General features: G+C 68.9%; 26 protein-coding genes. 4 read left to right on the forward strand and 22 right to left on the reverse strand.

The window, feature by feature from the left end:
* Window positions 1-318 precede the first annotated feature (318 nt).
* Both dcd and CKO41_RS11580 read right to left on the reverse strand, forming a co-directional pair.
* Window positions 319-885: a dCTP deaminase gene (dcd, locus tag CKO41_RS11575; protein ID WP_200252442.1), complete on the reverse strand. Its 567-nt coding sequence runs from the start codon at window positions 883-885 to the stop codon at window positions 319-321.
* A gap of 69 nt (window positions 886-954) precedes the next feature.
* Window positions 955-1,971, reverse strand: a complete 1,017-nt coding sequence (locus CKO41_RS11580; RefSeq protein ID WP_200252440.1) for a class 1 fructose-bisphosphatase — start codon at window positions 1,969-1,971, stop codon at window positions 955-957.
* 205 nt (window positions 1,972-2,176) lie between these two features.
* On the opposite strand from CKO41_RS11580, the gene CKO41_RS11585 reads away from it, so the two are divergent.
* On the forward strand, window positions 2,177-2,440 hold the full coding sequence (locus CKO41_RS11585; protein ID WP_200252437.1) for a zinc ribbon domain-containing protein: 264 nt from the start codon (window positions 2,177-2,179) through the stop codon (window positions 2,438-2,440).
* Between the two features lie 54 nt (window positions 2,441-2,494).
* On the opposite strand, the gene CKO41_RS11590 is transcribed toward CKO41_RS11585, so the two are convergent.
* From CKO41_RS11590 to CKO41_RS11605, 4 genes are all read right to left on the reverse strand, one after another.
* Complete coding sequence (locus tag CKO41_RS11590; RefSeq protein WP_200252435.1) at window positions 2,495-2,818, reverse strand: hypothetical protein; 324 nt, start codon at window positions 2,816-2,818, stop codon at window positions 2,495-2,497.
* 138 nt (window positions 2,819-2,956) lie between these two features.
* Entirely contained in the window at window positions 2,957-4,030 is a 1,074-nt protein-coding gene (locus tag CKO41_RS11595; protein ID WP_200252433.1) for an AI-2E family transporter, read from the reverse strand.
* 15 nt (window positions 4,031-4,045) lie between these two features.
* A complete protein-coding gene (locus CKO41_RS11600; RefSeq protein WP_242464284.1) occupies window positions 4,046-4,438 on the reverse strand; it encodes a hypothetical protein in 393 nt (130 codons plus the stop codon).
* A complete protein-coding gene (locus CKO41_RS11605; protein WP_200252431.1) occupies window positions 4,435-5,337 on the reverse strand; it encodes a LysR family transcriptional regulator in 903 nt (300 codons plus the stop codon). The genes CKO41_RS11600 and CKO41_RS11605 overlap by 4 nt, the downstream gene beginning before the upstream one ends.
* A 264-nt stretch (window positions 5,338-5,601) precedes the next feature.
* Between CKO41_RS11605 and CKO41_RS11610 the strand changes: the two genes are divergently transcribed.
* Window positions 5,602-6,891: an OmpP1/FadL family transporter gene (locus tag CKO41_RS11610; protein WP_200382351.1), complete on the forward strand. Its 1,290-nt coding sequence runs from the start codon at window positions 5,602-5,604 to the stop codon at window positions 6,889-6,891.
* An 84-nt stretch (window positions 6,892-6,975) separates the two neighbouring features.
* Here CKO41_RS11610 and dsrE2 read toward each other — a convergent pair whose 3' ends face one another.
* The 3 genes from dsrE2 to CKO41_RS11625 all read right to left on the reverse strand — a co-directional run bounded on the left by dsrE2 (window position 6,976) and on the right by CKO41_RS11625 (window position 8,176).
* Window positions 6,976-7,455 carry a sulfur carrier protein DsrE2 gene (dsrE2, locus tag CKO41_RS11615; RefSeq protein ID WP_200382352.1) on the reverse strand — a complete coding sequence of 160 codons (480 nt, stop codon included), beginning with the start codon at window positions 7,453-7,455 and terminating at the stop codon, window positions 6,976-6,978.
* Window positions 7,456-7,508: 53 nt separating this feature from the next.
* A complete protein-coding gene (locus tag CKO41_RS11620) occupies window positions 7,509-7,739 on the reverse strand; it encodes a sulfurtransferase TusA family protein (protein ID WP_200252425.1) in 231 nt (76 codons plus the stop codon).
* A gap of 110 nt (window positions 7,740-7,849) precedes the next feature.
* Entirely contained in the window at window positions 7,850-8,176 is a 327-nt protein-coding gene (locus tag CKO41_RS11625; RefSeq protein ID WP_200382353.1) for a rhodanese-like domain-containing protein, read from the reverse strand.
* A gap of 121 nt (window positions 8,177-8,297) precedes the next feature.
* Here CKO41_RS11625 and cysG point away from each other — a divergent pair, with 121 nt between their 5' ends.
* Both cysG and CKO41_RS11635 read left to right on the forward strand, forming a co-directional pair.
* Window positions 8,298-9,728, forward strand: a complete 1,431-nt coding sequence (gene cysG / locus CKO41_RS11630) for a siroheme synthase CysG (protein ID WP_200382354.1) — start codon at window positions 8,298-8,300, stop codon at window positions 9,726-9,728.
* Window positions 9,729-9,740: 12 nt separating this feature from the next.
* A complete protein-coding gene (locus tag CKO41_RS11635; protein WP_200252419.1) occupies window positions 9,741-10,556 on the forward strand; it encodes an undecaprenyl-diphosphate phosphatase in 816 nt (271 codons plus the stop codon).
* A gap of 54 nt (window positions 10,557-10,610) precedes the next feature.
* Here CKO41_RS11635 and CKO41_RS11640 read toward each other — a convergent pair whose 3' ends face one another.
* The 13 genes from CKO41_RS11640 to leuB all read right to left on the reverse strand — a co-directional run bounded on the left by CKO41_RS11640 (window position 10,611) and on the right by leuB (window position 26,300).
* Window positions 10,611-11,795 carry an O-succinylhomoserine sulfhydrylase gene (locus tag CKO41_RS11640; RefSeq protein WP_338115573.1) on the reverse strand — a complete coding sequence of 395 codons (1,185 nt, stop codon included), beginning with the start codon at window positions 11,793-11,795 and terminating at the stop codon, window positions 10,611-10,613.
* Between the two features lie 21 nt (window positions 11,796-11,816).
* On the reverse strand, window positions 11,817-13,331 hold the full coding sequence (purF, locus tag CKO41_RS11645) for an amidophosphoribosyltransferase (protein ID WP_200382356.1): 1,515 nt from the start codon (window positions 13,329-13,331) through the stop codon (window positions 11,817-11,819).
* A gap of 144 nt (window positions 13,332-13,475) precedes the next feature.
* The gene (locus CKO41_RS11650; protein ID WP_200252444.1) at window positions 13,476-13,967 is read right to left on the reverse strand and encodes a CvpA family protein; all 492 of its coding nucleotides are present in this window, start codon (window positions 13,965-13,967) and stop codon (window positions 13,476-13,478) included.
* A gap of 54 nt (window positions 13,968-14,021) precedes the next feature.
* Window positions 14,022-14,726 (reverse strand): SPOR domain-containing protein, encoded by a 705-nt coding sequence (locus CKO41_RS11655; RefSeq protein ID WP_200382358.1) that lies wholly within the window; start codon window positions 14,724-14,726, stop codon window positions 14,022-14,024.
* Between the two features lie 50 nt (window positions 14,727-14,776).
* Entirely contained in the window at window positions 14,777-16,114 is a 1,338-nt protein-coding gene (gene folC / locus CKO41_RS11660; protein ID WP_200382360.1) for a bifunctional tetrahydrofolate synthase/dihydrofolate synthase, read from the reverse strand.
* Between the two features lie 8 nt (window positions 16,115-16,122).
* Window positions 16,123-17,133 carry an acetyl-CoA carboxylase, carboxyltransferase subunit beta gene (gene accD / locus CKO41_RS11665; protein ID WP_242464285.1) on the reverse strand — a complete coding sequence of 337 codons (1,011 nt, stop codon included), beginning with the start codon at window positions 17,131-17,133 and terminating at the stop codon, window positions 16,123-16,125.
* 33 nt (window positions 17,134-17,166) lie between these two features.
* Complete coding sequence (gene trpA / locus CKO41_RS11670; RefSeq protein WP_200382362.1) at window positions 17,167-17,982, reverse strand: tryptophan synthase subunit alpha; 816 nt, start codon at window positions 17,980-17,982, stop codon at window positions 17,167-17,169.
* A complete protein-coding gene (gene trpB, locus CKO41_RS11675; protein ID WP_200252476.1) occupies window positions 17,979-19,187 on the reverse strand; it encodes a tryptophan synthase subunit beta in 1,209 nt (402 codons plus the stop codon). The genes trpA and trpB overlap by 4 nt, the downstream gene beginning before the upstream one ends.
* Window positions 19,174-19,824: a phosphoribosylanthranilate isomerase gene (locus CKO41_RS11680; protein ID WP_200382364.1), complete on the reverse strand. Its 651-nt coding sequence runs from the start codon at window positions 19,822-19,824 to the stop codon at window positions 19,174-19,176. The genes trpB and CKO41_RS11680 overlap by 14 nt, the downstream gene beginning before the upstream one ends.
* Entirely contained in the window at window positions 19,821-20,624 is an 804-nt protein-coding gene (gene truA / locus CKO41_RS11685; RefSeq protein ID WP_200382365.1) for a tRNA pseudouridine(38-40) synthase TruA, read from the reverse strand. The genes CKO41_RS11680 and truA overlap by 4 nt, the downstream gene beginning before the upstream one ends.
* Window positions 20,625-20,735: 111 nt before the next feature.
* Window positions 20,736-23,438: a FimV/HubP family polar landmark protein gene (locus tag CKO41_RS11690; protein ID WP_200382366.1), complete on the reverse strand. Its 2,703-nt coding sequence runs from the start codon at window positions 23,436-23,438 to the stop codon at window positions 20,736-20,738.
* A gap of 614 nt (window positions 23,439-24,052) precedes the next feature.
* Window positions 24,053-25,174: an aspartate-semialdehyde dehydrogenase gene (gene asd, locus CKO41_RS11695; protein ID WP_200252463.1), complete on the reverse strand. Its 1,122-nt coding sequence runs from the start codon at window positions 25,172-25,174 to the stop codon at window positions 24,053-24,055.
* Window positions 25,175-25,214: 40 nt separating this feature from the next.
* Complete coding sequence (leuB, locus tag CKO41_RS11700; protein ID WP_200382367.1) at window positions 25,215-26,300, reverse strand: 3-isopropylmalate dehydrogenase; 1,086 nt, start codon at window positions 26,298-26,300, stop codon at window positions 25,215-25,217.
* Window positions 26,301-26,378 lie beyond the last annotated feature (78 nt).

Below are 26,378 nucleotides of genomic sequence, written 5' to 3' on the forward strand. Positions count from 1 at the left end.
CCCCCGCGGGGGCGTAACCCGACGGCCGACACCGTGGCGCCCTCCGAGGCCCCTGTCGGGTTACGGCGCGCGCAATCCTTTGTTTTACCCAACCGCCGTGCCAGCGCGCCTAACCCGACCTACGGGCTGGAGCCTGAAGCCTGAAGCCTGAAGCCTGAAGCCTGAAGCCTGAAGCCTGGAGGCTGGCGGCTGGCGGCTGGCGGCTGGCGGCTGGCGGCTGGCGGCTGGCGGCTGGCGGCTGGAGGCTGGAGGCTGGAGGCTGGAGGCTGGAGGCTGGAGGCTGGAGGCTGACGGCTGGCGGCTGGCAGCCCGACGGCCTCAGGGCTTGGGCAGCGTGACTCCGCGCTGGCCTTGGTACTTGCCGCCACGGTCCTTGTACGAGGACTCGCAGACCTCGTCGGACTCGAAGAACAGGATCTGGGCGACCCCCTCGTTGGCGTAGATCTTGGCCGGCAGCGGCGTGGTGTTCGAGAACTCCAGCGTCACATGGCCCTCCCACTCCGGCTCGAGCGGGGTCACGTTGACGATAATGCCGCAACGGGCATAGGTGCTCTTGCCGAGACAGATCGTTAGCACGTTGCGCGGGATGCGGAAGTACTCGACGGTGCGCGCGAGCGCGAACGAGTTCGGCGGGATGATGCAGACGGGCGCCTTCAGGTCGACGAAGCTGTTCGAATCGAAGTTCTTCGGGTCGACGATGGCCGAGTTGATATTGGTGAAGATCTTGAATTCGTCGGCGCAGCGGATGTCGTACCCGTAGCTGGAGGTGCCGTACGAGATCACCCGGCCGTGCTCCCCGTCGCGCACCTGGCCCGGCTCGAACGGCTCGATCATGCCATGCTCGCGGGCCATGCGGCGGATCCAACGGTCGGACTTGATGCTCATTTCCTGAAGAGATCTCGACGACGAAACGGTGGGCGCCGATTATAGACGCGCCCACCGCTTTGCGCGCGATCAGCCGCCTGCGAGGTGATAGCCCTGGATGCGCTCGACCTCGTTGCGCGACCCGAGGATGACGGGCACCCGCTGGTGGAGCCCCTCGGGCTGGAGGTCCATGATCCGCTGGGTGCCGGTGATCGAGCCGCCGCCGGCCTGCTCGACGATGAAGGACATCGGGTTGGCCTCGTAGAGCAGACGCAGCTTGCCACCCTGCCCCTTGTCCTTCATCTTCGCGTCCATCGGATACATGAAGACGCCGCCGCGGGTCAGGATGCGATGCACCTCGGCGACCATCGAGGCGATCCAGCGCATGTTGAAGTCCTTGCCGCGCGGCCCCTCCTTGCCGGCCAGGCACTCCTCGACATAGCGGCGCACCGGCGGCTCCCAGAAGCGCATGTTCGAGGCGTTGATCGCGAACTCCTGGGTGTCGACCGGGATCTCCATGTTCGGATGGGTCAGGATGAACTCGCCGATGTTCTGATCGAGGGTGAAGCCATTGACGCCGTTGCCGGTGGTCAGGACCATCATCGTCGACGGACCGTAGAGGGCATAGCCGGCCGCGACCTGCTGGGTACCGGCCTGGAGGAAGTCGCGCTCGGTCGGCGCCTCGCCACCGCCCGGGCAGCGCAGGATCGAGAAGATGGTCCCGACCGAGACGTTGACATCGATGTTCGAGGAGCCGTCGAGGGGATCGAAGGTCAGCAGGTATTTGCCACGCGTGTACTGCTGAGAGATCGGATAGATCTCGTCCATCTCCTCGGAGGCCATCGCCGCCAGGTGTCCGGCCCACTCGTTCGAGCGGATGAAGACGTCGTTGGCCAGGACATCCAGCTTCTTCTGGGTCTCGCCCTGGACGTTCTCGCTGCCGGCGCTGCCCAGCACCCCGACCAGGGCGCCGTGGTTGACCAAGTTCGAGATGACCTTGCAGGCGGTGACGATGTCGTTGAGCAGCGACGTGAAGTCGCCGGTGGCGCCGGCGATCTGACGCTGCTCCTCGATGATGAATTGGGTGACGGTCGTGCCATTGTGCATCGGGGGCGTCCTCGGAAAAGGGGCAGAAATGGGCTAACTGGCCGCCCAGTATAGGATGCTCGGCCCGGCAACGAAAACCTGATCGAGAGTATAGTCGCGACAAATCCAGCGTCTCGGCACCCGGATCGCGACCGGCTTGCACCGCACAACGGCCTGAATATAATTCGGAATATTCCACTTTTCTGATTAACGAGGAATGCCATCCATGCCCACCTACGACTATCGTTGTGACGCCAACGGCCGCGTCGTCGAGGTCAGCCACCGCATGAGCGAGACCCTCGCGACCTGGGGCGAACTCTGCGCCCGGGCCGGGATCGAGGCCGGCGACACGCCGCCCGGGGCGCCGGTGCACCGGCTCGCGACCGGCGGCAATATCGTCACCAGCAACAGCCTGGGCAGCGGCCAGGCCCCGGCACCGGCCTGCGGGACCGGCGGTTGCTGTGCGAACGGCCTCTGCGGTCTCGGCTGAGCGGGGCACGCACGCGGACCGGCCCCGCCGCCACGGGGCCGCACCCCGACGATCTCAATCCAGAAAGACCTTGTTCGGGCGGCCGGCCGGTTCGTAGATGAAGGGTTCGCCGAGGCGATCGAGTCGCACCCGCTCGAAGATGCGCTGGCCGTCGACGTCGAGGACCCGCAGTTCATCGCCCTGCTGAGGATCCTGGATCGTGGCCTGGTAGTGACCGCCATAGTGCCGCTCGACCTCGTCGATCGGCAGCTCGTAGGCGATGAATTTCGCGACCCCCTTGGTCCTGAGCCCGCCGATCAGGACATCGTCATCGAGACGCGCCAGCGACGACAGGACCAGCATGGGTCCGCTCCCGGTGATCAGCAACAGCGCCTTCATCTCTCTCGCCCACCCGTTGATGTGAACCCGTCTCGCCCGTGACGGCAACCGGCGAGGCGCCATCTCGACGCCCCGACGTTGCGCGTCGTCCACGTCGAAGATCCCAGATCATCGCGCGCTGCGCAACAACGCCCTGCACTAGTCGACCACGGGATCCGCCTCCGGCTCCGCATGGTTCGGCCAGGCCGAGAGGATCGCCTGGACGAGGGTCGCGAGCGGGATCGCAAAGAAGACCCCCCAGAAACCCCACAGGCCACCGAAGATGAGGATGGCGACGATGATCGCCACCGGGTGCAGGTCGACCACCTCGGAGAACAGCAGCGGCACGAGCACATTGCCGTCGAGGGCCTGGATGATCAGATACGCGACCGTCAACCAGATGAAGGTCGGCGACCAGCCCCACTGGAACCAGGCGATCAGCACCACGGGCACGGTGACGACGGCCGCGCCGACGTAGGGGATGATGACCGAGAGACCGACCAGCAGGCCGAGCAGCATCGCATAACGCAGACCGAAGGCCGAAAAGACGATGAAGCTGACGGACCAGACGATCAGGATCTCCCAGAACTTGCCGCGCACATAATTGGAGATCTGGCCATCGACATCGCGCCAGACATCGCTCGCGATGCGCCTGTGGCGCGGCAGGTAGCGGCCGAACCAGGCGAGGATCAGGTCCTTGTCCTTCAGAAAGAAGAAGACCAGCAGCGGCATCAGGATCAGGTAGACGAGGAGCGTGATGACGCTAACCATCGAGTTCAGCGACCAGGACAGCGCCCGCTGACCGAACAGGATCACCTCGTTGCGGATCGCCCCGATCAGCTGGTCGATCTGGGCCTCTGTGAACAGCTCCGGGTACTGCTCGGGCAGTTGCAGCAGGGCCTGCTGGCCCTCGTTGATCATCGCCGGCAACTGCTGAACCAACTCCGTCACCTGCCGCGACACCTGCGGCAGGACCCCGAAGAGCACGAGGATCAAGAACAGCACGAACAGGGAGTAGACGACCAACACCCCCGCCAGCCGCGGCCAGCCACGGCGCTCCAGCCAACCGACCAGACCCTCGAGGAGATAGGCGATCACGAGGCTGGCCAGCACCGGCGCCAGCATCTGACCCATGGTCAGGACGACGGCAAACACGACCAGGAGCGCGAGGGCCAGGAAGAGGATCTGCGGATCGGAGAAGTGCCGTCGAAACCAGGCGGTCAGGACTTGCATAGGCTACCGGGCGCGTCAGGGGCGATCATCGGAGAAGGTATCGCGGTAGGCGGCATAATAGCGCGCGAACAGCGCCTCCAGTTCGTCGATCACGTCGGCCGCGGCCCGCCCCTGGAGCAGGTGGGCGCTCATCAGCGAGGAGGCCTCGCCGAGCAACGGGCCTCGCTCGAGCATGGGATAGGTCTGGGACAGGCGCCGGATCGCCGCAACGACGCTCTCCTGCGCCGGGCGCGCCAGAGGCTCGGGCGCGCGGGCCGCGGCCGGCGCCGACGGCTCGCGGGCCGCGAGGAAGGCGGCAAAGGCCAGCAGCGTTTCGCGGTCGGCCGCCTCCAGTGCGCGGAAGAGCTTCAGCAGCCGGCGCTCGTCCGCGCCCCCACGGCCGGGCGGCAGCGAGGCAGACCCCATCATTCGGCGTGAATCTCGCAATAGGCGCGGGCGAACTGGAGCAGCTCCTCCATGACGCGCGAGCGGAACTTCTGCTTCTGATGGATGAAGGAGAAGGGGCGCTCCAATGGCGGGTCCAGATCGATCGCCACCAGGGTACCGAGGCGCAACTCCTTCTGGATCGTCGTGCGTGAGACCACCGACACCCCCATCCCGGCCTCGACCGCGCCCTTGACGGCCTCCGGGCTCCCGAGCTCCATCGCGATCTTCAACGTCGCCCCACCGCCGTCGAGGCGGTGCAACTCGGCGCTGATCACCTCGCGCGTGCCCGACCCCTCCTCGCGGCAGATGAAGGGGTGCCCGAGGAGCTGCGGAAAGGTCACGCAGGGCTGCGCCGCGAGCGGGTGGCCGGGCGGCGCGATGGCGACCAGACGGTCGCGCTTGCAGACCTCGACGACCAGGTTCTTGTTCGTGACCGGCGACTCGACGACGCCCAGATCGATCGTGTTGTTCTCGACCATCGCGACGATCCCCTCGCTGTTGGCGACCTTGAGGTGCACGGTCACGTCCGCGTGCTGGTCCTTGAAGTCGCCGAGCAGGGTCGGGAGCATGTACTCGGCGATCGTCGTGCTGGCCCCGATCGTCAGGGCGCCGCTGATCTCGCCGGTCAACTCGCTGACGGCCCGCCCCATCTCCTGATAGAGCTCGAAGATGCGGTCGGCATAGACGAAGACCCGCTGCCCGGCCTCGGTCAGGCTGATGCGGTTATGGGTCCGATCGAACAGGCGGGTGTTGAACTGCTCCTCTAGCTGGCGGATCTGGAAGGTCACCGCGGGCTGCGTCATGTGCAGCGTCTCGGCCGCCTTCGTGAAGCTGAGCAGGCGTGCAACTGTATGAAAAACCTGGAGCCTTCGATCCGCCATTGAGACCCCTCTCGCGATCGATGGACAAATAGAAAAAGCTTATATCACAACCTCGCCAGGTCCAACAAAACATCTTCGATTTCAATCACTTTGCCCGACACGCGACCTCGCGTCGCCCTGGCATGTCATAAAAATACGACATGATTGGCATTTACATGCAACAAACAGTGGCGATCGGCGGGGATCCGGCGTAATCTCCCCGCCCGGTCTCAACCCCATGAAAAACGCTGTTCGTGATGACTTAAGGTGAGGAGGCACGGCCCCATGTACAGAACCCTTTCGACGACGGCAAGGCTCGCCCTGGTCGGGATCCCGCTCGCGTTCGCGGCGCAACCGGGCGCTAAGGCATCCGGCTTCGCGCTGCCCGAGCATTCCGCGGCCGGGATCGGCACCACCAACGCGCTCGTCGCCAACCCGGACGACCCGGGCGCCTTCGCCTACAACCCTGCGGCGATGGGCTTCCACGACAGCTCGAGCATCGCCGTCGGCACCCTGTTCATCGGCCCGAGCTTCCAGGTCACCAACAGCACGGGGACCCACGAGAGCCAGGGCGTGGACTGGATCGGCGTCCCCATGATCCAGGGCGCCCTCAAGGTCAACGACAGGTGGCGGCTCGGACTCGGGGTCAACGCCCCGTTCGGCCTGGAGACGCGCTGGAAGACCGGCACCTTTCCGGCCCTCACGGACGAACTGGCGCTCGGCCCGATCAGGATCCCGCTGAGCCCCCAGCCCCTGCAGAGCAAGCTCGAGGTCCTCGGCGTCGTGCCAACGGCCACCTACCGGGTCAACGATCAGCTGAGCCTGTCGGCCGGCGTCGACTACTACTGGGCCAAGTCGGCGGTCCTCGACTCCTCGGTCGCCAACCTGGAGGGCGATGGTGACGGCTGGGGCTACAACCTGAGCTTCCTCTTCAAGCGCGATGCCCTGAGCATCGGCGGCAGCTTCCACTCGGCGGCGACGATCGCGATCGACGGGGATTACGAGGCCCTGAGCCAAGCCCTCGTCTTCCTCGGCGGCCTGTTGCCGAGCCAGTCGGCGGAACTCGACCTCAACCTGCCCTGGCGCCTGCAACTCGGCGCCCGCTATGCCTTCACCGACAGGCTCGCCGTCGAGGTCGACTGGAGCCGCATCGGCTGGAGCGAGTTCGATAAGATCAGGATCGAGACCAAGAACGGCGGACAGCTGATCCAGGAGGACATCAACGACTGGTCCGACGCCAACGCCTACCGGCTCGGTCTGACCTACCAGTGGCGCCCGACCACGGTCCTGCGCCTCGGCTACACCTACGACGAGACCGGCCAGGGCGACGATCACTTCAGCGCCCGGGTCCCGGACAGCGACCGCCACCTCTTCGGCATCGGCCTCGGCCAGGACCTCGGCCATGGCTGGGCGCTCGACGTCGGCTACATGTACGTCCTGTTCGAGGACCGCGACTACCGCTCGACGACGCCTTATACGCCGGGCAGCGCAGACATCAACGGCACCGACGCGATCAACGGCGACTACGAGGCGAGCGCCCACCTCTTCGGGTTGGAGATCCGCCGGACCTTCTGAGCCCACCACGAAGAACGCCGCCTCACGGCGGCGTTGCTAGGCCCGGCCCCTCGTCATCCGATCGCGGGGCCTGGGCCGACCCGCTCAGATGTAGAGGCAGATGTCGCTCTCGCCGGCGAACTCGAAGAAGGTCGCCGCACCACCGTACTCGATGCCCTCGATGAACGCGCTCGTGTCCATATCGAACAGGTCGACGGTCATCTGACAGGCGATGAGCTTGACCTCCGCCTCCTGGCACAGCTCGCGCAACTCCTCGACGCTCGCGACCCCCTTCTTCTTCATCTTGTCCTTCATCATCGCGGTCATCATGGCCTGCATCCCGGGCAGCGCCATGCCGAGGACGGGGAACCATTTGTCCATCCCCATCGGCATCGGCATGCCGGGGTTGCCGAGCGGCGTGACCTCCAGGCTCAGCTTCTTCTTCAACAACTGCAGGCCGTAGAAGGTGAAGAACACCTGAACCTGGTAACCGAGGGCCGCCGCCGTGGAGGCGAGGATGAACGGGGGATAGGCCCAGTCCAACGAGCCCTTCGTGGCGATGATCGCCAGCTTTTTCTCTTCCATCGGACGCTCCTGTAACGGGAAGCCGAACGGCTCCGGGGTTGTCGCCGACGCGGTCAGGCCTTCTTGATCAGGAAGTGGAACTTGCCGCCTTCCTCGCGCGACTCGATCAGCTCATTGCCGGTCTGTTTGGCGAAGGCGTCGAAATCCTTCACCGAGCCCGGGTCGGTGGCGATGATGTGCAGGACCTGGCCGGACGAGAGGCTTGCCAGCGTCTTCTTCGCGCGCAGGATCGGCAGCGGGCAGTTCAGACCGGAAGCATCGAGCTCTTGATCAAAGGCAGACATGCAAAACCTCCAGCGTACAGTGGTCTATCAAGGGTTGGCCGCAGCTCAAAGGGCCAGATTTATAGGCGAAACATCGGCAAAAGGCAACGAAGGGGCGGCCTTATCGCCCATCAGCCAGCGCCCGGCAGGGCGATCTCGAGGCCCTGGCGGGCCCAGTCGGCGATCCCCCCGCGCAGGTTCAGGACCTTGTCGAAACCCTGCTGGACCAGATAACTGCAGGCGTGATACGAGCGCGCCCCGCTGCGACAATAGAGGACGATCTCGCGGTCCCTGGGCAGCTCGTGCAGCCTCAGAGGGATCAGGTGCATCGGCAAGGTCTCCGCACGCGGGATGATCCCCTGGGCCGTCTCCGCTGGCGTGCGGATGTCGATCAGCAGGATGTCCGCGCCGGCCTGAAGCTGCCGATGCAGGTCGAGAGAATCGATTTCGTCGATCACGATGGGCCTATCCGCAATCCAAGCAATTCAGTATATTAATCGCTTTTAATATCGAGCTCAACGCCGAGTGCGCCGAGCCCGCATCCACCGAGCCGAACCAGCTGGCCGCTAGATCGAAACCATGGATTATCTACCCATCTTCCTCGACGTGAGGAACAAGCCCTGCCTGGTCGTCGGCGGGGGCGAGATCGCGCTGCGCAAGATCACGAACCTGCGCCGCGCTGGGGCCACCGTGCGGGTCGTCGCCCCCGAGCTCGCGCCGGCGCTCGCCGAGCTGCGCGCCGCCGGCGAGATCCTCCACGCCGCCCGCGCTTTCCGCGACGCGGACCTCGACGAGGCCCTCCTCGTCGTCGCCGCGACCGACGATCGTCACGTCAACCAGCGCATCGCCGAGTTGGCCCGCCAGGCCAACGTGCCGGTCAATGTCGTCGACCAGCCCGAGGCATGCAGCTTCCTGATGCCCTCGGTCATCGACCGCTCGCCGGTCGTCGTCGCCGTCTCGACCGGCACCGCCTCCCCAGTCCTCGCGCGCCTCATGCGCACGCGCCTAGAGGCGCTAATCCCGGCCGCCTACGGGCGCCTCGCCGGCCTCTGCGCCGACTACCGCGCACGCGTCAAGGAGCGCTTCGCCGATCAGCGCGAGCGCCGCCGTTTCTGGGATCGGGTCCTCCAGGGCGGGGTCGCCGAGCGCGTCTTCTCCGGCCACCTCGACGAGGCCCGGGCCGCGATGGAGCGGGAACTGGCCGCGGGGCCATCGGCCTCGCCGCTCGGCGAGGTCTATCTGGTCGGTGCCGGCCCGGGCGATGCGGACCTGCTGACCTTCCGCGCGCTGCGCCTGATGCAGCAGGCCGATGTCGTCGTCTACGACCGACTGGTGGCCGCCTCGATCCTCGACAAGGTCCGCCGCGACGCGCGGCGCATCTATGTCGGCAAGGAGCGCGACAACCATGTGATGCGCCAGGGCGAGATCAACCGGCTCCTCGTCGACCTCGCCCGCGCCGGCCACCGCGTGCTGCGCCTCAAGGGCGGCGACCCCTTCATCTTCGGGCGCGGCGGCGAGGAGATCGACACCCTCGCCGAGGAGGGGATCCCGTTCCAGGTCATCCCCGGGATCACCGCCGCCTCGGGCTGTGCGAGCTACACCGGGATCCCGCTGACCCACCGCGACTACGCCCAATCGGTCACCTTCGTCACCGGACACCTGAAGGACAACTCGATCAACCTGAACTGGGCGCAGCTCGCCCAGCCGCACCAGACGATCGTCTTCTACATGGGCCTGGTCGGACTGCCTGTCATCGTCGAGCAGTTGATCGCCCATGGCGTGTCGCCGCAGATGCCGGTCGCATTGATCCAGCAGGGCACGACCCACAACCAGCGGGTCTACTCGGGCACCCTGTCCGATATCGTCGAGCGGGTGCGGCGCGACCCACCCGAGCCGCCGACCCTGGTCATCGTCGGCGAGGTCGTGCGGCTGCGCGAGCGGTTCAACTGGTTCCAGGTGCCACTGCCCGCCGAGCAGGGGGCGCTGGCGCCGATCTTCCCCGACAACTAGGAGCGGCCGCCGTTGGAGACCTCCCAGATCGCCCTGCTCTCGTCGGTGCAGGGCATTACCGAGTTCCTGCCCATCTCGAGCTCGGGTCATCTCATCCTCGCGCCGCTGCTGTTCGGCTACGCGTTGCAGGGCCTCGCCTTCGACGTCGCGGTCCATCTCGGCACCCTGCTCGCGGTGATCGGCTATTTCCGCCGCGAGATCGCGGCGATGGCCGTCGCCATGGCGACGGCCCCCTACGGCCGCGGCCCGCTGACGGGCGAGGCGCGCCTCGGCTGGATGCTGGTGCTCGCGACCCTGCCGGTCGTGGTCCTCGGCCTGCCGCTGAAGGCGGTCCTGGAGGTCCTGCGGGGCGATGAGCGGCTCATCGCGCTCGTCATCGCGGCGACGACCATCGGCTTCGGGCTCCTGCTCTGGTGGGCCGACGCCCGCGGCCGGCGCCGACGCGACGAACACGGCATCGGTTGGCGCGATGCCCTGACGATCGGCCTGCTCCAGGCCGTCGCCATCATCCCCGGCACCTCGCGCTCCGGCATCACGATCACGGCCGGCCTGCTGCTCGGCCTGACGCGGCAGGCCGCCTCGCGTTTCTCGTTCCTGCTCGCGATCCCGACGATCCTGATGGCCGGGGCGCTGGAGTCGCTGGAGCTGCTCGGCGACGAGGCCCCGGTCGACTGGCTGGCGCTGGCGCTCGGCGCCGCGATCTCCTTCGTCGTCGCCTACCTGACGATCCACTTCTTCCTGAAGTTCATCGAGCGGGTCAGCATGCTGCCGTTCGTCCTCTACCGGCTGCTGCTGGGAGCGGTGATCCTCGGCCTGTTATATCTGTAGATGCGGTGAGCCCGCGAACCGCATCGACGATGCGGCGCACTTTCGAATCGTCGATCAGCGGGCCGCCAGGCCGCGCGCCAGGTCGGCCTGGATGTCGGCGAGGTCCTCCAGGCCGACCGCGATGCGGACCAACCCCTCGGAGATCCCGGCCGCGGCGCGCTCCTCGGCGCTCAGGCGGCCGTGGGTCGTCGTCGCCGGGTGGGTGATGGTCGTCTTCACGTCGCCCAGGTTCGCGGTGATCGATATCAGGCGCGTGGCGTCGATCAGCCGCCAGGCGGCGACGCGCCCCCCGGCGACCTCGAAGGAGACGATGCCACCGCCGCCGCGCTGCTGAGGGCCGACCAGGTGGTGCTGGGGGTGTTCGGGGCGCCCCGGGTAGTAGACGCGCGTGACCGCCGGTTGCTCGCAGAGCCAATCGGCGAGGGCCGCCGCGGCCCGCGAGTGGGCGTCCATCCGCAGCGCCAGCGTCTCCAGGCCCTTGAGGAAGACCCAGGCATTGAACGGGCTCATGCTCGGCCCGGCGGTGCGCAGGACGCCGAAGACCTCCTCGCCGACCCGCTGGCGGTCGCCGACGACGGCCCCGCCGACACACCGTCCCTGCCCGTCGAGATACTTGGTCGCCGAGTGGATGACCAGGTCCGCGCCGAGCGCAAGCGGGCGCTGCAAGGCCGGCGTGCAGAAGCAGTTGTCGACGACCAGCAGACAGCCATGGGCATGGGCCAGATCGGCCAGCGCGGCGATGTCGACCATCTCGGTCAGCGGGTTCGACGGCGTCTCCAGATAGAGGAACCGCGTCCGTGGGGTCATGGCCGCAGCCCAGGCATCGAGGTCCGCCAGCGGCACATAGTCGGTAGCGACACCGAAGCGCGCGAGGTACTTGCCGAAGAGCATCGTCGTGCTGCCGAATAGGCTGCGCGAGGACAGGATGCGATCGCCGCTGCGCAGGAGGCCGAGGCAGACCGACAGGACGGCCGCCATCCCGGAGGCGGTCGCGACGCAGGACTCCCCCCCCTCCAGCGCGGCCAGGCGCTCCTCGAAGGCGCGTACGGTCGGGTTCGTGAAGCGCGAGTAGATGTTGCCCGGCTCGTCACCGGCGAAGCGCGCCGCCGCCTCGGCGGCGCTCGCGAAGACGTAGCTCGAGGTCGCGAAGATCGGCTCGCCGTGCTCGGCCTCGCCGGTGCGGCGGTGACCGACGCGGATCGCCCGCGTCGCGAAGCCCATCCTGTCCTGTTCGCTCACGATTGCCCTGCTCCCGGCCCGTCAGACGCTGTTGTGTAGGCCGATGATGCCGTCGCCGCGCGAGGATTTGGCCTCCTTGGCCCCGTCGCTGCGGTGCTCGGCGAGCTGATGCAGGTACTCGCTCGTGACGTCGCCGGTCACGTACTCGCCGTCGAAGACCGCCGCGTCGAAGCGGTCGACGGCGCTCTTGCCGCGTTTCTGCACTGCCTGGATCAGGTCCTCGAGGTCCTGATAGACGAGCCGGTCGGCACCGAGTTCGCGGCAGACCTCCTCTTCGCTGCGATCATGGGCGACCAGCTCGTTCGCCGCCGGCATGTCGATGCCATAGACGTTCGGGAAGCGCACCGGCGGTGCCGCCGACGCGAAATAGACCTTGCGTGCCCCCGCCTCGCGCGCCATCTGGATGATCTGCTGCGAGGTCGTGCCGCGCACGATCGAATCGTCGACGATCAGGACGTTCTTCTTCTTGAACTCCAAGTCGATCGCGTTGAGCTTCTGGCGCACCGAACGCTTGCGCACCTTCTGACCCGGCATGATGAAGGTGCGGCCGATATAGCGATTCTTGATGAACCCTTCCGCATAGCCGATCCCCAACGCGTTGGCCAGCTGGAGCGCCGCGGTGCGGCTGGTATCGGGCACCGGGATCACGACGTCGATGTCGTGATCGGGCCAGACCCGCTTGATCTTCGCCGCCAACCGGCGACCCATCCGCGAGCGCGCCTTGTGCACCGAGATGTTGTCGATGATGGAGTCCGGACGGGCGAAATAGACGAACTCGAAGATGCAGGGCGAGAGGACCGGATTGGCCGCGCATTGGCGGGTGTGGAGGTTGCCGTCGACATCGATGAAGACCGCCTCGCCGGGGGCCAGGTCGGCGATCAGCCGGTAACCCAGGGTATCGAGGGCGACACTCTCGGAGGCGACCATGTACTCGGTGCCCTCGTCGGTCTCGCGCTTGCCGTAGACGATCGGGCGGATCCCGAAGGGATCGCGGAAGCCGCAAACGCCGAACCCCGGGATCATGACGACGGCCGCGTAGCCGCCGCGGCAGCGCCGGTGCACGCCCGCCACGGCGCGAAAGATGTCCTGCTCGTCGATGCGCAGCTTGCCCTGAATCTGAAGTTCATGGGCGAACACGTTGAGCAGGATCTCGGAATCGGACTCGGTGTTGAGGTGGCGCAGGTCCTCGACGAACAGATCGCGCTTGAGGTCCTCGGCATTGGTCAGGTTGCCGTTGTGCGCAAGGACGATGCCATAGGGTGAGTTGACGTAGAAGGGCTGGGCCTCGGCCGAGTTGCAGGCGCCGGCCGTCGGATAGCGCACATGACCGAGCCCCATCCTGCCGCGCAACTGGATCATGTGGCGCGTGCGAAAGACATCGCGCGCCAGGCCATTGTCCTTGCGCAGGTGCAGTCGCTCGCCCTCGCAGGTGACGATGCCGGCCGCATCCTGGCCGCGGTGCTGAAGGACCAACAGGGCATCATAGAGGGATTGGTTGACGGGCGTCTTGCCGACGATTCCGACGATACCGCACATGGAAGACCTCACTGGCGAAGCCGGCGCGCGACGGGCCGGCAGGCGATGCGGGACGAAAAGGGTACCCCGGCGACAGGCCGGCAACAACACCAGCGCCGACCGCGGGGATCGCTGCGAACATCCTGATCCTATCGGCCGCGCCGATCAGATCTCCTTCAGGCGGGCGCCGATCTCGGGCGGCACGAGCCCGAGCAGACGTTCGGCGAGCTGATGGAAGGGCGGGATCAGCTGCGAGGCCTGCCACCAGGGGTCCTCGGGCAGCGGCGTCAGCGTGGCCACGAAGACCAGCAGCGCGACCAGGACGCCGCCGCGCGCCGCGCCGAAGACGACGCCGAGCAGCCGATCGTAGCCGGTCAGGCCCGTCTTCTCGACCAGGGTCGTCAGCAGGAACCCGAGCAGCGCCCCTGCCAGCAGGACGCCGAAGACGAGCATCAAAAAGGCGACCGCGAGGCGCACCGAGGGCGTGGCGACCCAGGGGGTGAGTTGCCCGGCCAGGTCGCGAAAGAACAGCCACGCGAGGAACAGCGCCGCGACCCAGACGCCGAGCGACAGCACCTCGCGGATCAGTCCGCGCGCCAGGCCGATCAGGGCCGAGAGGGCGATGATGCCGAGGATCAGGTAATCGACCCAGATCATTGCCACGCTGCCGTCCAGGCTCCCGGGCCGCAGGCCGTGACGCTGCCGGCGCACCTACCGATGGACAAGGACTTGCCCCTGGTGACCCGTGTTGCGCTTGACCGCCTCGGCGAGACGCTCGGCCGCGGCCCGGTCGGCCTCGGGACCGACGCGCACGCGAAAATAGGTCTTGCCGCCGACCTCGGCCCTCTCGGTAAAGGAGGAGAAGCCCTGGCGCCGCAATTCGTCGGCGAGGGCCGAGGCGCGCTCGGCCGTCGACAGGGCGGCGATCTGCACGACGAAGGCCCCCGCGCGCACGGTGGGGACCGGATCTGGCCTCGCGACGCTCGCCGGCGCCTCGGCCCGGGCCGCGGGGGTCGCCGGCGGGGCCGAGCGGGCGGCAGCGGGCGCGGGCTCATCACGTGGTGCCCGCTCGACGACGGGCTCGGCGACGGGCTCGATCGGCATCTGGCGCGGCGGATCGTCGGATGCAGCCGATCCCTCCGGCGCGAACGGGGCTGCCTCGTCGGGCGCCAGCCCATCGATTGGCCCCAGTTCGTCGGCGCCGAGCGACTGCTCGTTAAGCACGGGCGCCGTCGGCGCGAGAAAGACCTCCTCCGCCGGCCGCGACTGGAAGTCCGGCTCCGCCGGGACCTCGACCGTGCGTCCCCCATCGGATTCCGGCGGCGACGGTTCCTCGAACAGCATGGGCACGAAGATGACCATCAGCAGCACCAGGACCACCGCCCCGATCAAACGCTTTTTCGCTGCCTCGTCCATCCGACCTCCAGCCTTTGAAACGATGTGCGACGTGTGTCGGTGACGTTCAATTATATACCAGCCGCCCGCGTCCCGGCCCCGTCGACCGTCGGGCCGAGATGGTGCAACGCCGCCTCGACCGTCGTGAAGGAGCCGACGACGAGGACCGTTTCATCCACGGCGGCGACCCCCGCCGCCCCCTCGAGGGCGGTGCGCACGTCCGAATAGGTACGGACCTCGGCGCCCGGCGTCGCCTCCGCCACGGCCGCGGCAAGGTCGGCCACCGGCAGGGCCCGCGGGTCATCGGTCGCGGTGAGGTGCCAGACGTCGACGAAGGGCCGCAGCGCCGCGGCGATCGCCGCCGGCTCCTTGTCGGCGAGCACGGCGAGGACCGCATGGCGCCGCCCGATGCGCGGCCAGGCGGCGAGATTGCCCGCCAGCGCCGCGGCCGCCTGCGCGTTGTGGGCGACATCCAGGATCCAGGTCGGGCCGCCCGGCACGACCTGGAAACGGCCGGCGAGCCGCGCCCGTGCAAGGCCCTGGCGGATGGCCGCATTGGACACCGGCAGGCGCGCCGCGAGGCAGCGCACGGCCATCACGGCGGCGGCGGCATTGTCGCGCTGAAACGCCCCCCGCAACGCCGGGGTCGGCAGCGCCAGTCGGCGCCCGTCCGGGCCACGCCAGGACCAGGACCCGCTGTCCTCGCTGGTGTCACCGTCAAATTCCCGCCCCAGCTGCATGACCTGCGCACCCAGCCCCTCGGCACGGCGGCGCAGGGCCGCCGGCGCGGTGCGCTGACCGATGATGGCCGGGCGATCAGCGCGGAAGATCCCAGCCTTCTCGAGCGCGATCGCATCGGGATCCTCGCCGAGCCAGGCGGTGTGATCGCGACCGATGGTCGTGACGATCGCGACATCCGCATCGAGCAGGTTGACCGCGTCGAGCCGCCCACCGAGGCCGACCTCGAGGATGACGAGGTCCGGGGCGGCGCGCGCGAAGAGGTCCAGGGCCGCCAGGGTGCCGAACTCGAAATAGGTCAGCGCGATGTCGCCGCGGGCCGCATCGACGCGGGCGAAGGCGGCGCACAGGGCCGCGTCGTCGACCTCGACGCCGTCGATCCGAATCCGTTCGTTATAGCGCAGCAGGTGCGGGGAGGTGTAGACGCCGGTGCGGTAGCCGGCCGCGCCGTAGATCGCCTCGAGGAGGGCGACGCAGGAGCCCTTGCCATTGGTGCCGCCGACCGTGACGACCGGCCACGGCGGACGCACCGGCCCGAGTCGCGCCCAGACCGCGGCGACCCGCTCCAGCCCCAGGTCGATCGCCCGCGGGTGCAGGGTCTGCTGCCAGCCGAGCCAGTCCGCGAGGTGCGCGAACCTCGGTGGCCGCCCCGAACCTGGATCGCCGGACAAGGCGCGGATCAGGCGCGCTGGCCGGGGACCGCCCCGCCGTCGCCATCGGGCGGGGCCGCCGCCTCCGTCGAGGGCTCGGGCGCGGGCTCCGATGCGGGCTCCGTCCGCGCCTCGGGCTCGGGCTCGCTCGCGGGGGCCGACGCCTCGATGACCGGCCAGATGGGCCGGGGGCGATGCATCAGGATCGCCAGCAGGTCGGCGAGCGCATCACGCATCGCGCGGCGATCGACGATCTGATCGAGGGCGCCGTGATCGAGCAGGAACTCGCTGCGCTGGAACCCCTCGGGCAGCTTCTCGCGCACGGTCTGCTCGATGACCCGTGGGCCGGCGAAGCCGATCAGCGCATTCGGCTCGGCGACGTTGACATCGCCGAGCATCGCCAGGCTCGCCGACACGCCGCCCATCGTCGGGTCGGTCATCACCGAGATGAAGGGCAGCCGTGCCTCGCGCAGGCGGCCCAGGGCCGCGCTGGTCTTGGCCATCTGCATCAGCGAGAAGAGCGACTCCTGCATCCGCGCCCCGCCGCTCGCGGCGAAGCAGACGAGCGGCGCGCCCTGCTCGAGGGCCGCGTCGACGCCGCGCACGAAGCGCTCGCCGACCACCGAGCCCATCGAGCCGCCCATGAAGGCGAATTCGAAGGCCGCCGCGACCAGGGGCTGTCCCTTCAGGGCGCCGCGCATCACGACGAGCGCCTCCTTCTCGCCGGTCGCCTTCTGGGCGGCGGCGAGGCGATCGCGGTACTTCTTGAGGTCCTTGAACTTCAGCGGGTCGACCGACTCGATGTCGGGGGCGATCTCCTCACGGGGCTCGGGATCGAGGAAGCTGTCGAGGCGGCGCCGCGCCGAGAGGCGGTGATGATGGGCGCACTTCGGGCAGACCTCGAGGCTGCGCTCCAGTTCGGCGCGGTAGAGGATCGCATTGCAGCCGTCGCACTTGGCCCAGACGCCCTCGGGCACCGCCCGCTTGCTGACCACCTCGGTGCGGATGCGGCTCGGAATCAGCTTATCGAACCAGTTCATCGTCTCTCCGTGCAGCTCGGGGTTGGGCGATGCTCAGCGTGAGGCGCCGGCATCGATCGCCTGGCGCAGACCGCGGAGGAAGTCGCCGACGACGGTCGGGATCGTCTGCGGCTCGCCGGCCCGTGCCTCGATCAGGCCGACGAGCGCGCTGCCGACGATGACCGCGTCGGCGACGCCGGCGACGCGGGCCGCCGTCTCGGCATCCTTGATGCCGAAGCCGACGCCGACCGGCAGGGCGGTGTGGTGGCGGATCTGCGCAAGCTTCTCGGCGACGTCGGCGACGTCCAGATGACCAGCGCCGGTGACGCCCTTGACCGAGACGTAGTAGACGAACCCCGAGGCGACGGCGGCGATCTTGGCGATGCGCCCCTCGCCCGAGGTCGGTGCCACCAGATAGACGAGGTCGAGCCCCTCGCCGCGCAGCGCCGCGACCAGGTCGTGGCCCTCCTCCGGCGGCACGTCGACGACCAGGACGCCGTCGACGCCGGCGGCGCGCGCCGCGACGGCGAACTCGGCGTAGCCCATGACCTCGATCGGGTTCAGATAGCCCATCAGGACGACCGGCGTACGGGTGTCCTCGGCGCGGAAACGGCGCACCATCTCCAGGACCGCGCGCAGCGACACGCCATGGGCGAGCGCCCGCTCGGTGGCCCGCTGGATCACGGGGCCGTCGGCGATCGGGTCGGAGAAGGGCACGCCGAGCTCGATCAGGTCGGCCCCGGCGGCGGCCAGCGCGTGCATCAGCGGCACCGTGACCTCGGGGGTCGGATCCCCGGCGGTGACGAAGGGGACGAGCGCGGTGCGGCCCTGCCCGGCCAGGTCGGCGAAGCGTTGTGCGATGCGGCTCATAGCGTCAATCCATCGAGGGCGGCAACCGTGTGCATGTCCTTGTCGCCACGCCCGGAGAGGTTGATCAGGATCGCCTGGTCACGGCCCATGGTCGGGGCCAGCTTGGCGGCGAAGGCCAACGCGTGGCTCGACTCCAGGGCTGGGATGATCCCCTCGGTGCGGGTCAGCGTATGGAAGGCCGCGAGGGCCTCGCGGTCGGTGATCGCCCGATACTGGGCGCGGCCGCTGTCCTTCAGCCAGGCATGCTCGGGGCCGACGCCCGGGTAATCGAGGCCGGCCGAGATCGAGTGGGTCTCGATGATCTGGCCGTCGGCGTCCTCCATCAGGTAGGTGCGGTTGCCGTGCAGCACGCCCGGGCGCCCGGCGCACAGGGGCGCGGCATGGCGGCCGGTCTCCAGCCCCTCGCCGGCCGCCTCGACACCGTAGATGGCGACCGCTTCGTCGTCGAGGAACGGATGGAAGAGGCCGATCGCGTTCGAACCCCCACCGACGCAGGCGACCAGGGCGTCGGGCAGCCGGCCGGTGCGCTCGAGCATCTGGGCGCGCGCCTCGCGGCCGATCACGGCCTGGAAGTCGCGGACCATCGCCGGATAGGGGTGTGGGCCGGCGACCGTGCCGATGATGTAGAAGGTGTCGTCGATATTGGTGACCCAGTCGCGCATCGCCTCGTTGAGGGCGTCCTTGAGGGTGCGCGAACCCGAACGGACCGGCACGACCTCGGCACCGAGCAGGCGCATCCGGTAGACGTTGGCCTCCTGGCGGGCGACGTCGACCTCGCCCATGTAGACGACGCACTCGAGCCCGAGCCGCGCGGCGACGGTCGCCGTCGCGACCCCGTGCTGACCGGCACCGGTCTCGGCGATGATCCGGGTCTTGGCCATCCGCTTGGCGAGCAGCGCCTGGCCGATCGTGTTGTTGACCTTGTGGGCGCCGGTGTGATTGAGGTCCTCGCGCTTGAGGAAGATCTGGGCGCCGCCGAGCTCGCGGCTCCAGCGTTCGGCGTGATAGATCGGCGACGGGCGCCCGACATAGTCGCGCAGGTCGGCATCGAGCTCGGCGAGGAAGACAGGGTCGGCGAGATAACGCTCGTAGGCCTCGCGCAGCTCCTCGAGCGGCAGCATCAGGGTCTCGGGCACGAAGAGCCCGCCGTAGGGGCCGAAGTGGCCGCCGGCATCGGGCCAGTGCTGTCGCTTATCGGGACTCATCGCCATCTCTCACCCCTTGCATGAAGGCCGCCATCAGGGCCTCGTCTTTGCGGCCCTTGGCCGCCTCGATCCCGCCGCTGACGTCGACGGCATAGGGTCGCACCCGCCGGATCGCCTCGGCGACGTTCGCCGGCGTCAACCCGCCGGCGAGGATGATCCGCGGCGCCAGCACCGCCGGGATCCGGTCCCAATCGAACCGTTGGCCCGTGCCGCCGGGCAGCCCCGGGTCGAAGGCGTCGAGGAGCAGCCCGGCCGCGTCGCGATAGGCCGCGGCGACCTGGCCGAGGTCCAGCCCTGGACGCATCGCCACCGCCTTGATCCAGGGCCGGGCGAAGCCGCGACAGTACTCGGCGCTCTCGCCGCCGTGGAACTGGAGCAGATCGAGCGCGACCTCGCTCAGCACGCGCCGCACGGTCTCGGGGTCCTCGTCGACGAACAGGCCGACCTTGGTCACGAAGGGCGGCAAGCCCTCGATCAGGGCGCGGGCCTGCTCGATCGTGACCGCTCGCGGACTGCGGCCATAGAAGACGAGACCGATCGCGTCGGCCCCGAGGGCGGCCGCCGCGCGGGCATCCGCCGGACGCGTCAGACCGCACAGTTTAACCCGGGTTCGCCGACAGGATAAGGGCTGCGTCATCGTGGCATCTCCGCTGCCTCGCCGGTCGGCCCAGACGCCGGCTCGCGCTCGAAGACCTGCGGCAGTGCATGCTCGGGGGGGTAATCGACGCGGGCGAGATAGAGCCCGTGGGGCGGGGCCGTGACGCCGCCGAGGGTGCGATCGCGCAGGGCCAGCAGCTCGCGCGTCCAGGAGACCGGGGCCTCGCCGCGACCGATAGCCAGCAGGACCCCGGCGATGTTGCGGACCATGTGGTGCAGGAAGCCGTTGGCGCCGACGCGCAGCTCGATCAGCTCGCCGCGCCGACCGAGCTCCAGGTAGTGGATGCGCCGCACCGGGCTCTTGGCCTGGCAGCCGAGTGCCCGGAAGCTCGTGAAGTCGTGCTCGCCGACCAGGGCCGTGGCGGCCCGCTGCATCGCGGCCAGGTCGAGCGGCCGATGGATCCAGACCGCCCGCTCGCGTTCGAGCGCCGAACGCGTCGCGCGGGTCAAGATCAGATAGCGGTAGTGGCGGGCGATGGCGCTGAAGCGGGCGTGAAAGGCCGGACCCACCGGGACGGCCCAGCGCACGGCGATATCGCCGGGGAGGTTCGCATTGGTGCCGAGGACCCAGGCACGCATCGCCCGCTCGGCATCGGTCTCGAAGTGGATGACCTGCTCCAGGGCGTGCACCCCGGCATCGGTGCGCCCGGCGCAGTGGACCGTCACGGGCCGATCGGCGACACGCCCGATCGCCGCCTCGAGGCAGCCCTGCACGGTGCGCAGCGACTGGGCCTGCACCTGCCAACCGGAAAACCGCGTGCCATCGTATTCGACCCCCATCGCGATGCGCCGGGGCCCGTGCCCCGCTGTCACGGGGCGCGCTGCATCGTCCACGAGTCGCTCAGGGTCTCCCGTACCGAGACGGGGCGCCGGTGCACGGTCCCATCCAGTTCATGGCAGCCCCGCAAGCAATTGCCGGGCCTCGTCGCGTTGCGCGTCGCTGCCCTCCTCGGCGATCTCGGCGAGCAGGACGCGCGCCGCCTCGTAGTCCTTCATGTCCAGATAGGCTCGGGCCAGGTCCAACTTGGTCGCGACCTCGTCCCACGGGCCCGAATCTTCGCGCGGCCAGGAGGCCGAGAGCGGGTCGTCGGCGACACTGTCGTCGACGAACGAAAAGTCGGTCGTCGCGGCATCCGCGCCATCGCCCTTGCCGTGCCCACGACCGAGGTCGTCGGCCGCGATGACAAGGTCATCGGGATCCCCATCGAGGTCGAGCCCCACACCACCTGGCGGCCCACCGGGATCGACCGCGCGAGGGGTGCGCCGGGTCTGCCCTTCGCGGACCGGAAGGTCGTCCCAATCGACCGGCCCCACGGACAGGGTCTCATCGTCCTTGAGATCGATATCGAGCGGCGTGGGACGCTTGGCACCCACAGGCCTCGCCGCCCCAAATGCCTCCGCCTCGTCCTCCCCATCACGCGCCGTGACCGACCCGACGAGATCGTCCAGATCCAGGTCCAGATCGAGCAGGGCGGGATCCCGCCTGGCCGCGGCAGGCTTGGGCTCGGATGGCCTCGGCGCCCGGCTCGACGTCGCGGCCTTGACGGCTGGCGGGGTCGGCTCCCCACCCCCGGCCGAGGGGGCCGGTCCCGGCGTTGGCTCTGGCTCGCCTGGCGCAGCCGGGCCGGCCGCCGGCTCGGCGCCCCTGTCCGCCTCCGGCGCTCCCTGCTGCAAGGACGCCTGCATCGCGGCAAGACGCCGCCACTGCTCGGGGCTCGCCTCCTCGGCCCCGGCCTCGCGCATCTTGTCGAGCAGCGCCGCGAAGCCCTCGTAATCCTTGCGCCCGAACAAGGCCTCGGCCAGTTTGAACCGAAGGTCGAGCCGCCCCGGGGACCGGTCGATCTCCTCCCGGAGCAGATTCTCCGCCTCGCGATAGCGGCCATAGGCGATATAGATGTCGGCCTCCGAGAAGACGTCGACGTCCGTCTCCTCGTCCAAGCCCGGCAGGGACGACGACTGCTGGGGGAGGGGCTCCGCCGCCTTATCGCCGGCCACATCCGGCACCTCCTGGGCAGGCGGGTTCGCATCCTCCGGCAGCCGCGCTGCGCCAATGCCGCCGTGCATCGCGCCACTGGTGGCGTCGGCAGGCGCGGAGTCGGCCTCGTCGAGTCCGGCATCGAGCAACAGACTATCGGCGAGGCGCCGACGCCGCCTGTTCAGGTACCAGGCAGCGCCCCCGAGCAGGCCGAGGGCAAGCAGGCCAAGGCCGACGAACGACCAAGCGACCGAGCCTGAATCGGCCTCGGAGGCAAGCGGTGGCGCAGTCTGCGCAGCAGGCGGGCCGGCGGGCTGCGAGTCGGCGACGGGTGAAGCCGCCTCCGGCGGGACGTCGACCGCCAGCGACTTCGCCGCACCCGCATCATCCTCGCTCGCAGGCGCGACCAACGGCGCGCCCGGTCCCTCGGCGTCGCGGTCCCAGTCCGGAGCATCCGTCGCACCGCTCGGCGGCACCGGATCCTCGGCGATCGTCTGAACGGGGGGCGCCGCGTCCGGGTCGCCGAGCGGCGATGAAGACTCGGCGGAGGACACCTCCTCGGCGGCGAGCGCCTGGGCCAGTTGCCGCTCCGCAAGTTGCGCGTCGCGCAGCACGAGCAACTCTTGGAGGTCAGCCACTAGGATCTCGAGCGCTTGGACGCGGTCCCGCAGTTCCTCGTTCTCCTGGCGGGCGCGCTCGACGCCCGCAGTTACCAGCGGCCCCTCGTCCTCGGGCCGCTCCGCGCCAGCCCCCGCCGCGGGCGTATCGGTGGGCGCGATCCGCAGACGCCCCCCCTGCACGTCGGCCGCAACAACGACCGCGTCGTCGCCCTGCGTCAGGGGTGCGTCAGCCACCGCTTGGCCAGCGAGCGCCGCCGCAAGCTGCTGCGCCGCCGTCCTCTCGTCCAGCACGAAGAGTTCGGCGGCGCTGGGGATGACGAGGGTCCGATCGACCCGCAGTCGGTCGATATCACCGCCGATGAAGGCATCCTGATTGCTGCGATAGAGCGCCAGGGCCGTCTGGGCGACGGTCGCCCCCGGGGGGGCCGTGCGCCGAGCGACCTCCAGCAGGCCGACACCGGCCGGGACGGGCTCGGAGTACAACGGGAAGCCAACCCCGCTCGCCGCATCCGGGATCGCAATCGGCCCGCCAGGGGCCGCCACCGGGGGCACCCTGCGAGCGCGCGACGCCGGCTCGACGGTCCCTCGACCTCGGCGTTCCGCAGTCACCGGAGGATCCAGCAGCACCGTATATTCGCGTACGAGGCGCCCCTCGGGCCAGGTAACCTCGACCAGAAAATCAAGGAACGGCTCGCGGATCGGCTCTCGGCTGGTGACCCGTATCACCGGTCGGCCATCCGGCGCGATCTGGGGATTGAAGCGCAGCTTGGTAAGCAGGAAGGACCGCTCGGCGCCGACCTTGTCGAACTCGGCATCCGAGGCGAGGGCGACCTTCACCGCATCGAGTTCATCGACCGGCGCATCGATGAGTTCGATCTCGCCGAGGAAGGGCTGATTGAGGGCCGAATCCGCGTACAGTTGGCCGAGCCCCAGGGCCTCGGCACCAGCGGGCGCCAACACCAGGGAGACCGCCGAGGCCAGGATCATCCTGCGATACATACCGTCTCCTCACTTACCTGGAGGGTGTCGGGAAGGCCGACCGTCTCCGACCTGGTCGCGCAAATCGACGAACGGCGGCAAAACCGGCTCATCTCATCCCTGCCTACCGGCAACGAACGGCATCGCACACCATCCGCAATCGCGGCGGTGGAAAGCGAACGCAGCTGCGTCCAGGACATCCGAGCCCGACCTCGACACCGCGGCGGCCTCCGGCTCGATCAAACCCCACCGCCACCAGGCGTTTGCCCGCCGCGCACACTGATTCCCCCTGAGATCGGTCGACTGCGCAGACCCGATGCGCCGCACGTCCACGGGCCGATAGCGCAATGTCGACCAACTATAATCGAAGAGGGGTTGACCTCCAAAGTGAATACCACAATCGCGGCAGGATCAATGGCCTCGGGCCAAGCGACAGCGCCTCCGGCCCATGACGCTCGTCGGTGAGCGGCGATGCCGGCAGAGCCAGGCGACATGCAGCGGCGACAGCTTTGGGATCGCCGGTCGCGAGGGAGCGCAAGGGAAGGGATCGGGGGAGGTGGGCATCGTGGCGCTCTGCCCATCCTACGGCCCCCGACCTGGGACAGCCCCGATGCCGCGCCATGGGGGCTTCCCCGTCAGCCGGTGCGTTCGAGCAGCAGGCGCAGCATCCGGCGCAGCGGCTCGGCGGCACCCCAGAGCAGTTGATCGCCGACCGTGAAGGCGGCCAGGTAGCGATCGCCCATCGCGAGACGGCGCAACCGCCCCACCGGCACCGTCAGCGAGCCGGCGACGGCCGCCGGGGAGAGGTGATGAATCGTCTCGTCGCGATCGTTCGGGATCACCTTCACCCACGGGTTGGCCGCGGCGATGGTCGCCTCGACGTCGGCGACGGGCAGGTCCCGGGCGAGCTTGATCGTCAGCCCCTGGCTGTGGCAGCGCATCGCCCCCACGCGCACGCAGAGGCCGTCGATCGGGATCGGCTGATCCTCGCGGCCGAGGATCCGATTGGTCTCGACCATCCCCTTCCACTCCTCACGGCTCTGACCGTTGGGCATCTGGGCATCGATCCACGGGATCAGGCTGCCGGCCAGCGGCACGCCGAAATGGGCTTGCGGAAAGTCCTCGGCGCGCAGCGCCGCGGTGACCGCCCGATCGAGCTCGAGGATGGCGGCAGCCGGATCGTCGAGACGGGCGCCCACCGCCTCATGCAGCGCGCCCATCTGCTGGAGCAGCTCGCGCATGTTCTTGGCCCCGGCGCCCGAGGCCGCCTGATAGGTCATCGCGCTGACCCATTCGACCAGCCCCTCGCGGAACAGCCCGCCGATCGCCATCAGCATCAGGCTGACCGTGCAGTTGCCACCGATGAAGTCGCGCTTGCCCTCGGCCAGCGCGGTCTCGATCAACGGGCGGTTGACTGGATCGAGGATGATGACGCTGTCGCGATCGAGACGCTTGGCCGAGGCCGCATCGATCCAGTAGCCGCCCCAGCCCCGCGCCCGCAGCTCGGGATGGATCTGCTTGGTGTAGTCGCCGCCCTGGCAGGTGACGATCGCGTCCAGGCTTGCGAGGACGTCGAGGTCATAGGCGTCGGCGAGCGGCGCCGCCCCGCGGCCGATGTCCGGGCCAGCCGCGCCGATCTGCGACGTCGTGAAGAACAGGGCCTCGGGGATGTCGGCGAAATCGCCCTCGTCGCGCATCCGCTCCATCAGTACGGAGCCGACCATCCCGCGCCAACCGATAAAACCGACCCGCCTCATCGCATGGACCTCTGTGAAGACAGTGATGACCGCCCGCCGATCAGCCGGCGGAGGCCAGCGCGGCGACGACCGCGTCGCCCATCTCGACGGTACCGACCTGGCGCATACCGGGCGACATGATGTCGCCGGTGCGCAGCCCCTGATCCAGCACCCGGCTGACCGCGTCCTCGATCGCCTGGGCCGCCGCCGCCTCGTGCAGCGAGTAGCGCAGCATCATCGCGACCGACAGGATGGTCGCGAGCGGATTGGCGATGCCCTTCCCGGCGATGTCCGGGGCCGAGCCATGGATGGGCTCGTACATGCCCTGCCCCTCGGCATTCAGCGAGGCCGACGGCAGCATGCCGATCGAGCCGGTCAGCATGGCCGCCGCGTCCGAGAGGATGTCGCCGAACATGTTGGTCGTGACCATGACGTCGAACTGCTTCGGCGCCCGCACCAGCTGCATCGCGGCATTGTCGACATACATGTGCGACAGGGCCACGTCCGGATAGTCGCGACCGACCTCGGTCGCGACCTCGCGCCACAGCTCGGTGCACTCCAAGACGTTGGCCTTATCGACCGAGCAGACCCGCTTATTGCGCTGGCGCGCGACATCGAATGCGACCCGACAGATGCGCCGAATCTCGGACTCGGTATAGACGAGCGTGTTGACACCGCGCCGCTCGCCGGACTCCAATCGGGTGACACCGCGCGGCTCGCCGAAATAGATGCCGCCGGTCAGCTCGCGCACGATGAGGATATCGAGGCCGGCGACCAGTTCCGGCTTGAGGCTCGAGGCATCGGCGAGCTGCGGACAGAGGATCGCCGGGCGCAGATTCGCGAACAGCCCCAGCCCGGCGCGCAGCCCGAGCAGGCCCTTCTCCGGACGCACCGCGATCGGCAGCGGCTCCCACTTCGGCCCGCCGACGGCCCCGAGCAGCACCGCATCGGCGGCCCGGGCCGCGGCCAGCGTCTCCTCGGGCAGCGGATGGCCGCTCGCATCGTAGGCGGCACCGCCGACGAGCGCCTCGTCCAGCGTCAGGTCGAGGCCGAAAGGTGCCCGCACGGCCTCGAGCACCTTGATCGCCTCGGCGACGATCTCGGGGCCGATGCCGTCGCCGGCGAGGATCAGGATCTTCTTGCTCAACGTCTTGTCTCCGCACGACCCGCCGCGGCGGGCGCAGTGATTGGCACGGGGCGCTCGGATCGCCCCGGACGATGAAGA

It is taken from the genome of Thiococcus pfennigii, from assembly GCF_016583835.1.
GTDB classification, from domain to species: domain Bacteria; phylum Pseudomonadota; class Gammaproteobacteria; order Chromatiales; family Chromatiaceae; genus Thiococcus; species Thiococcus pfennigii.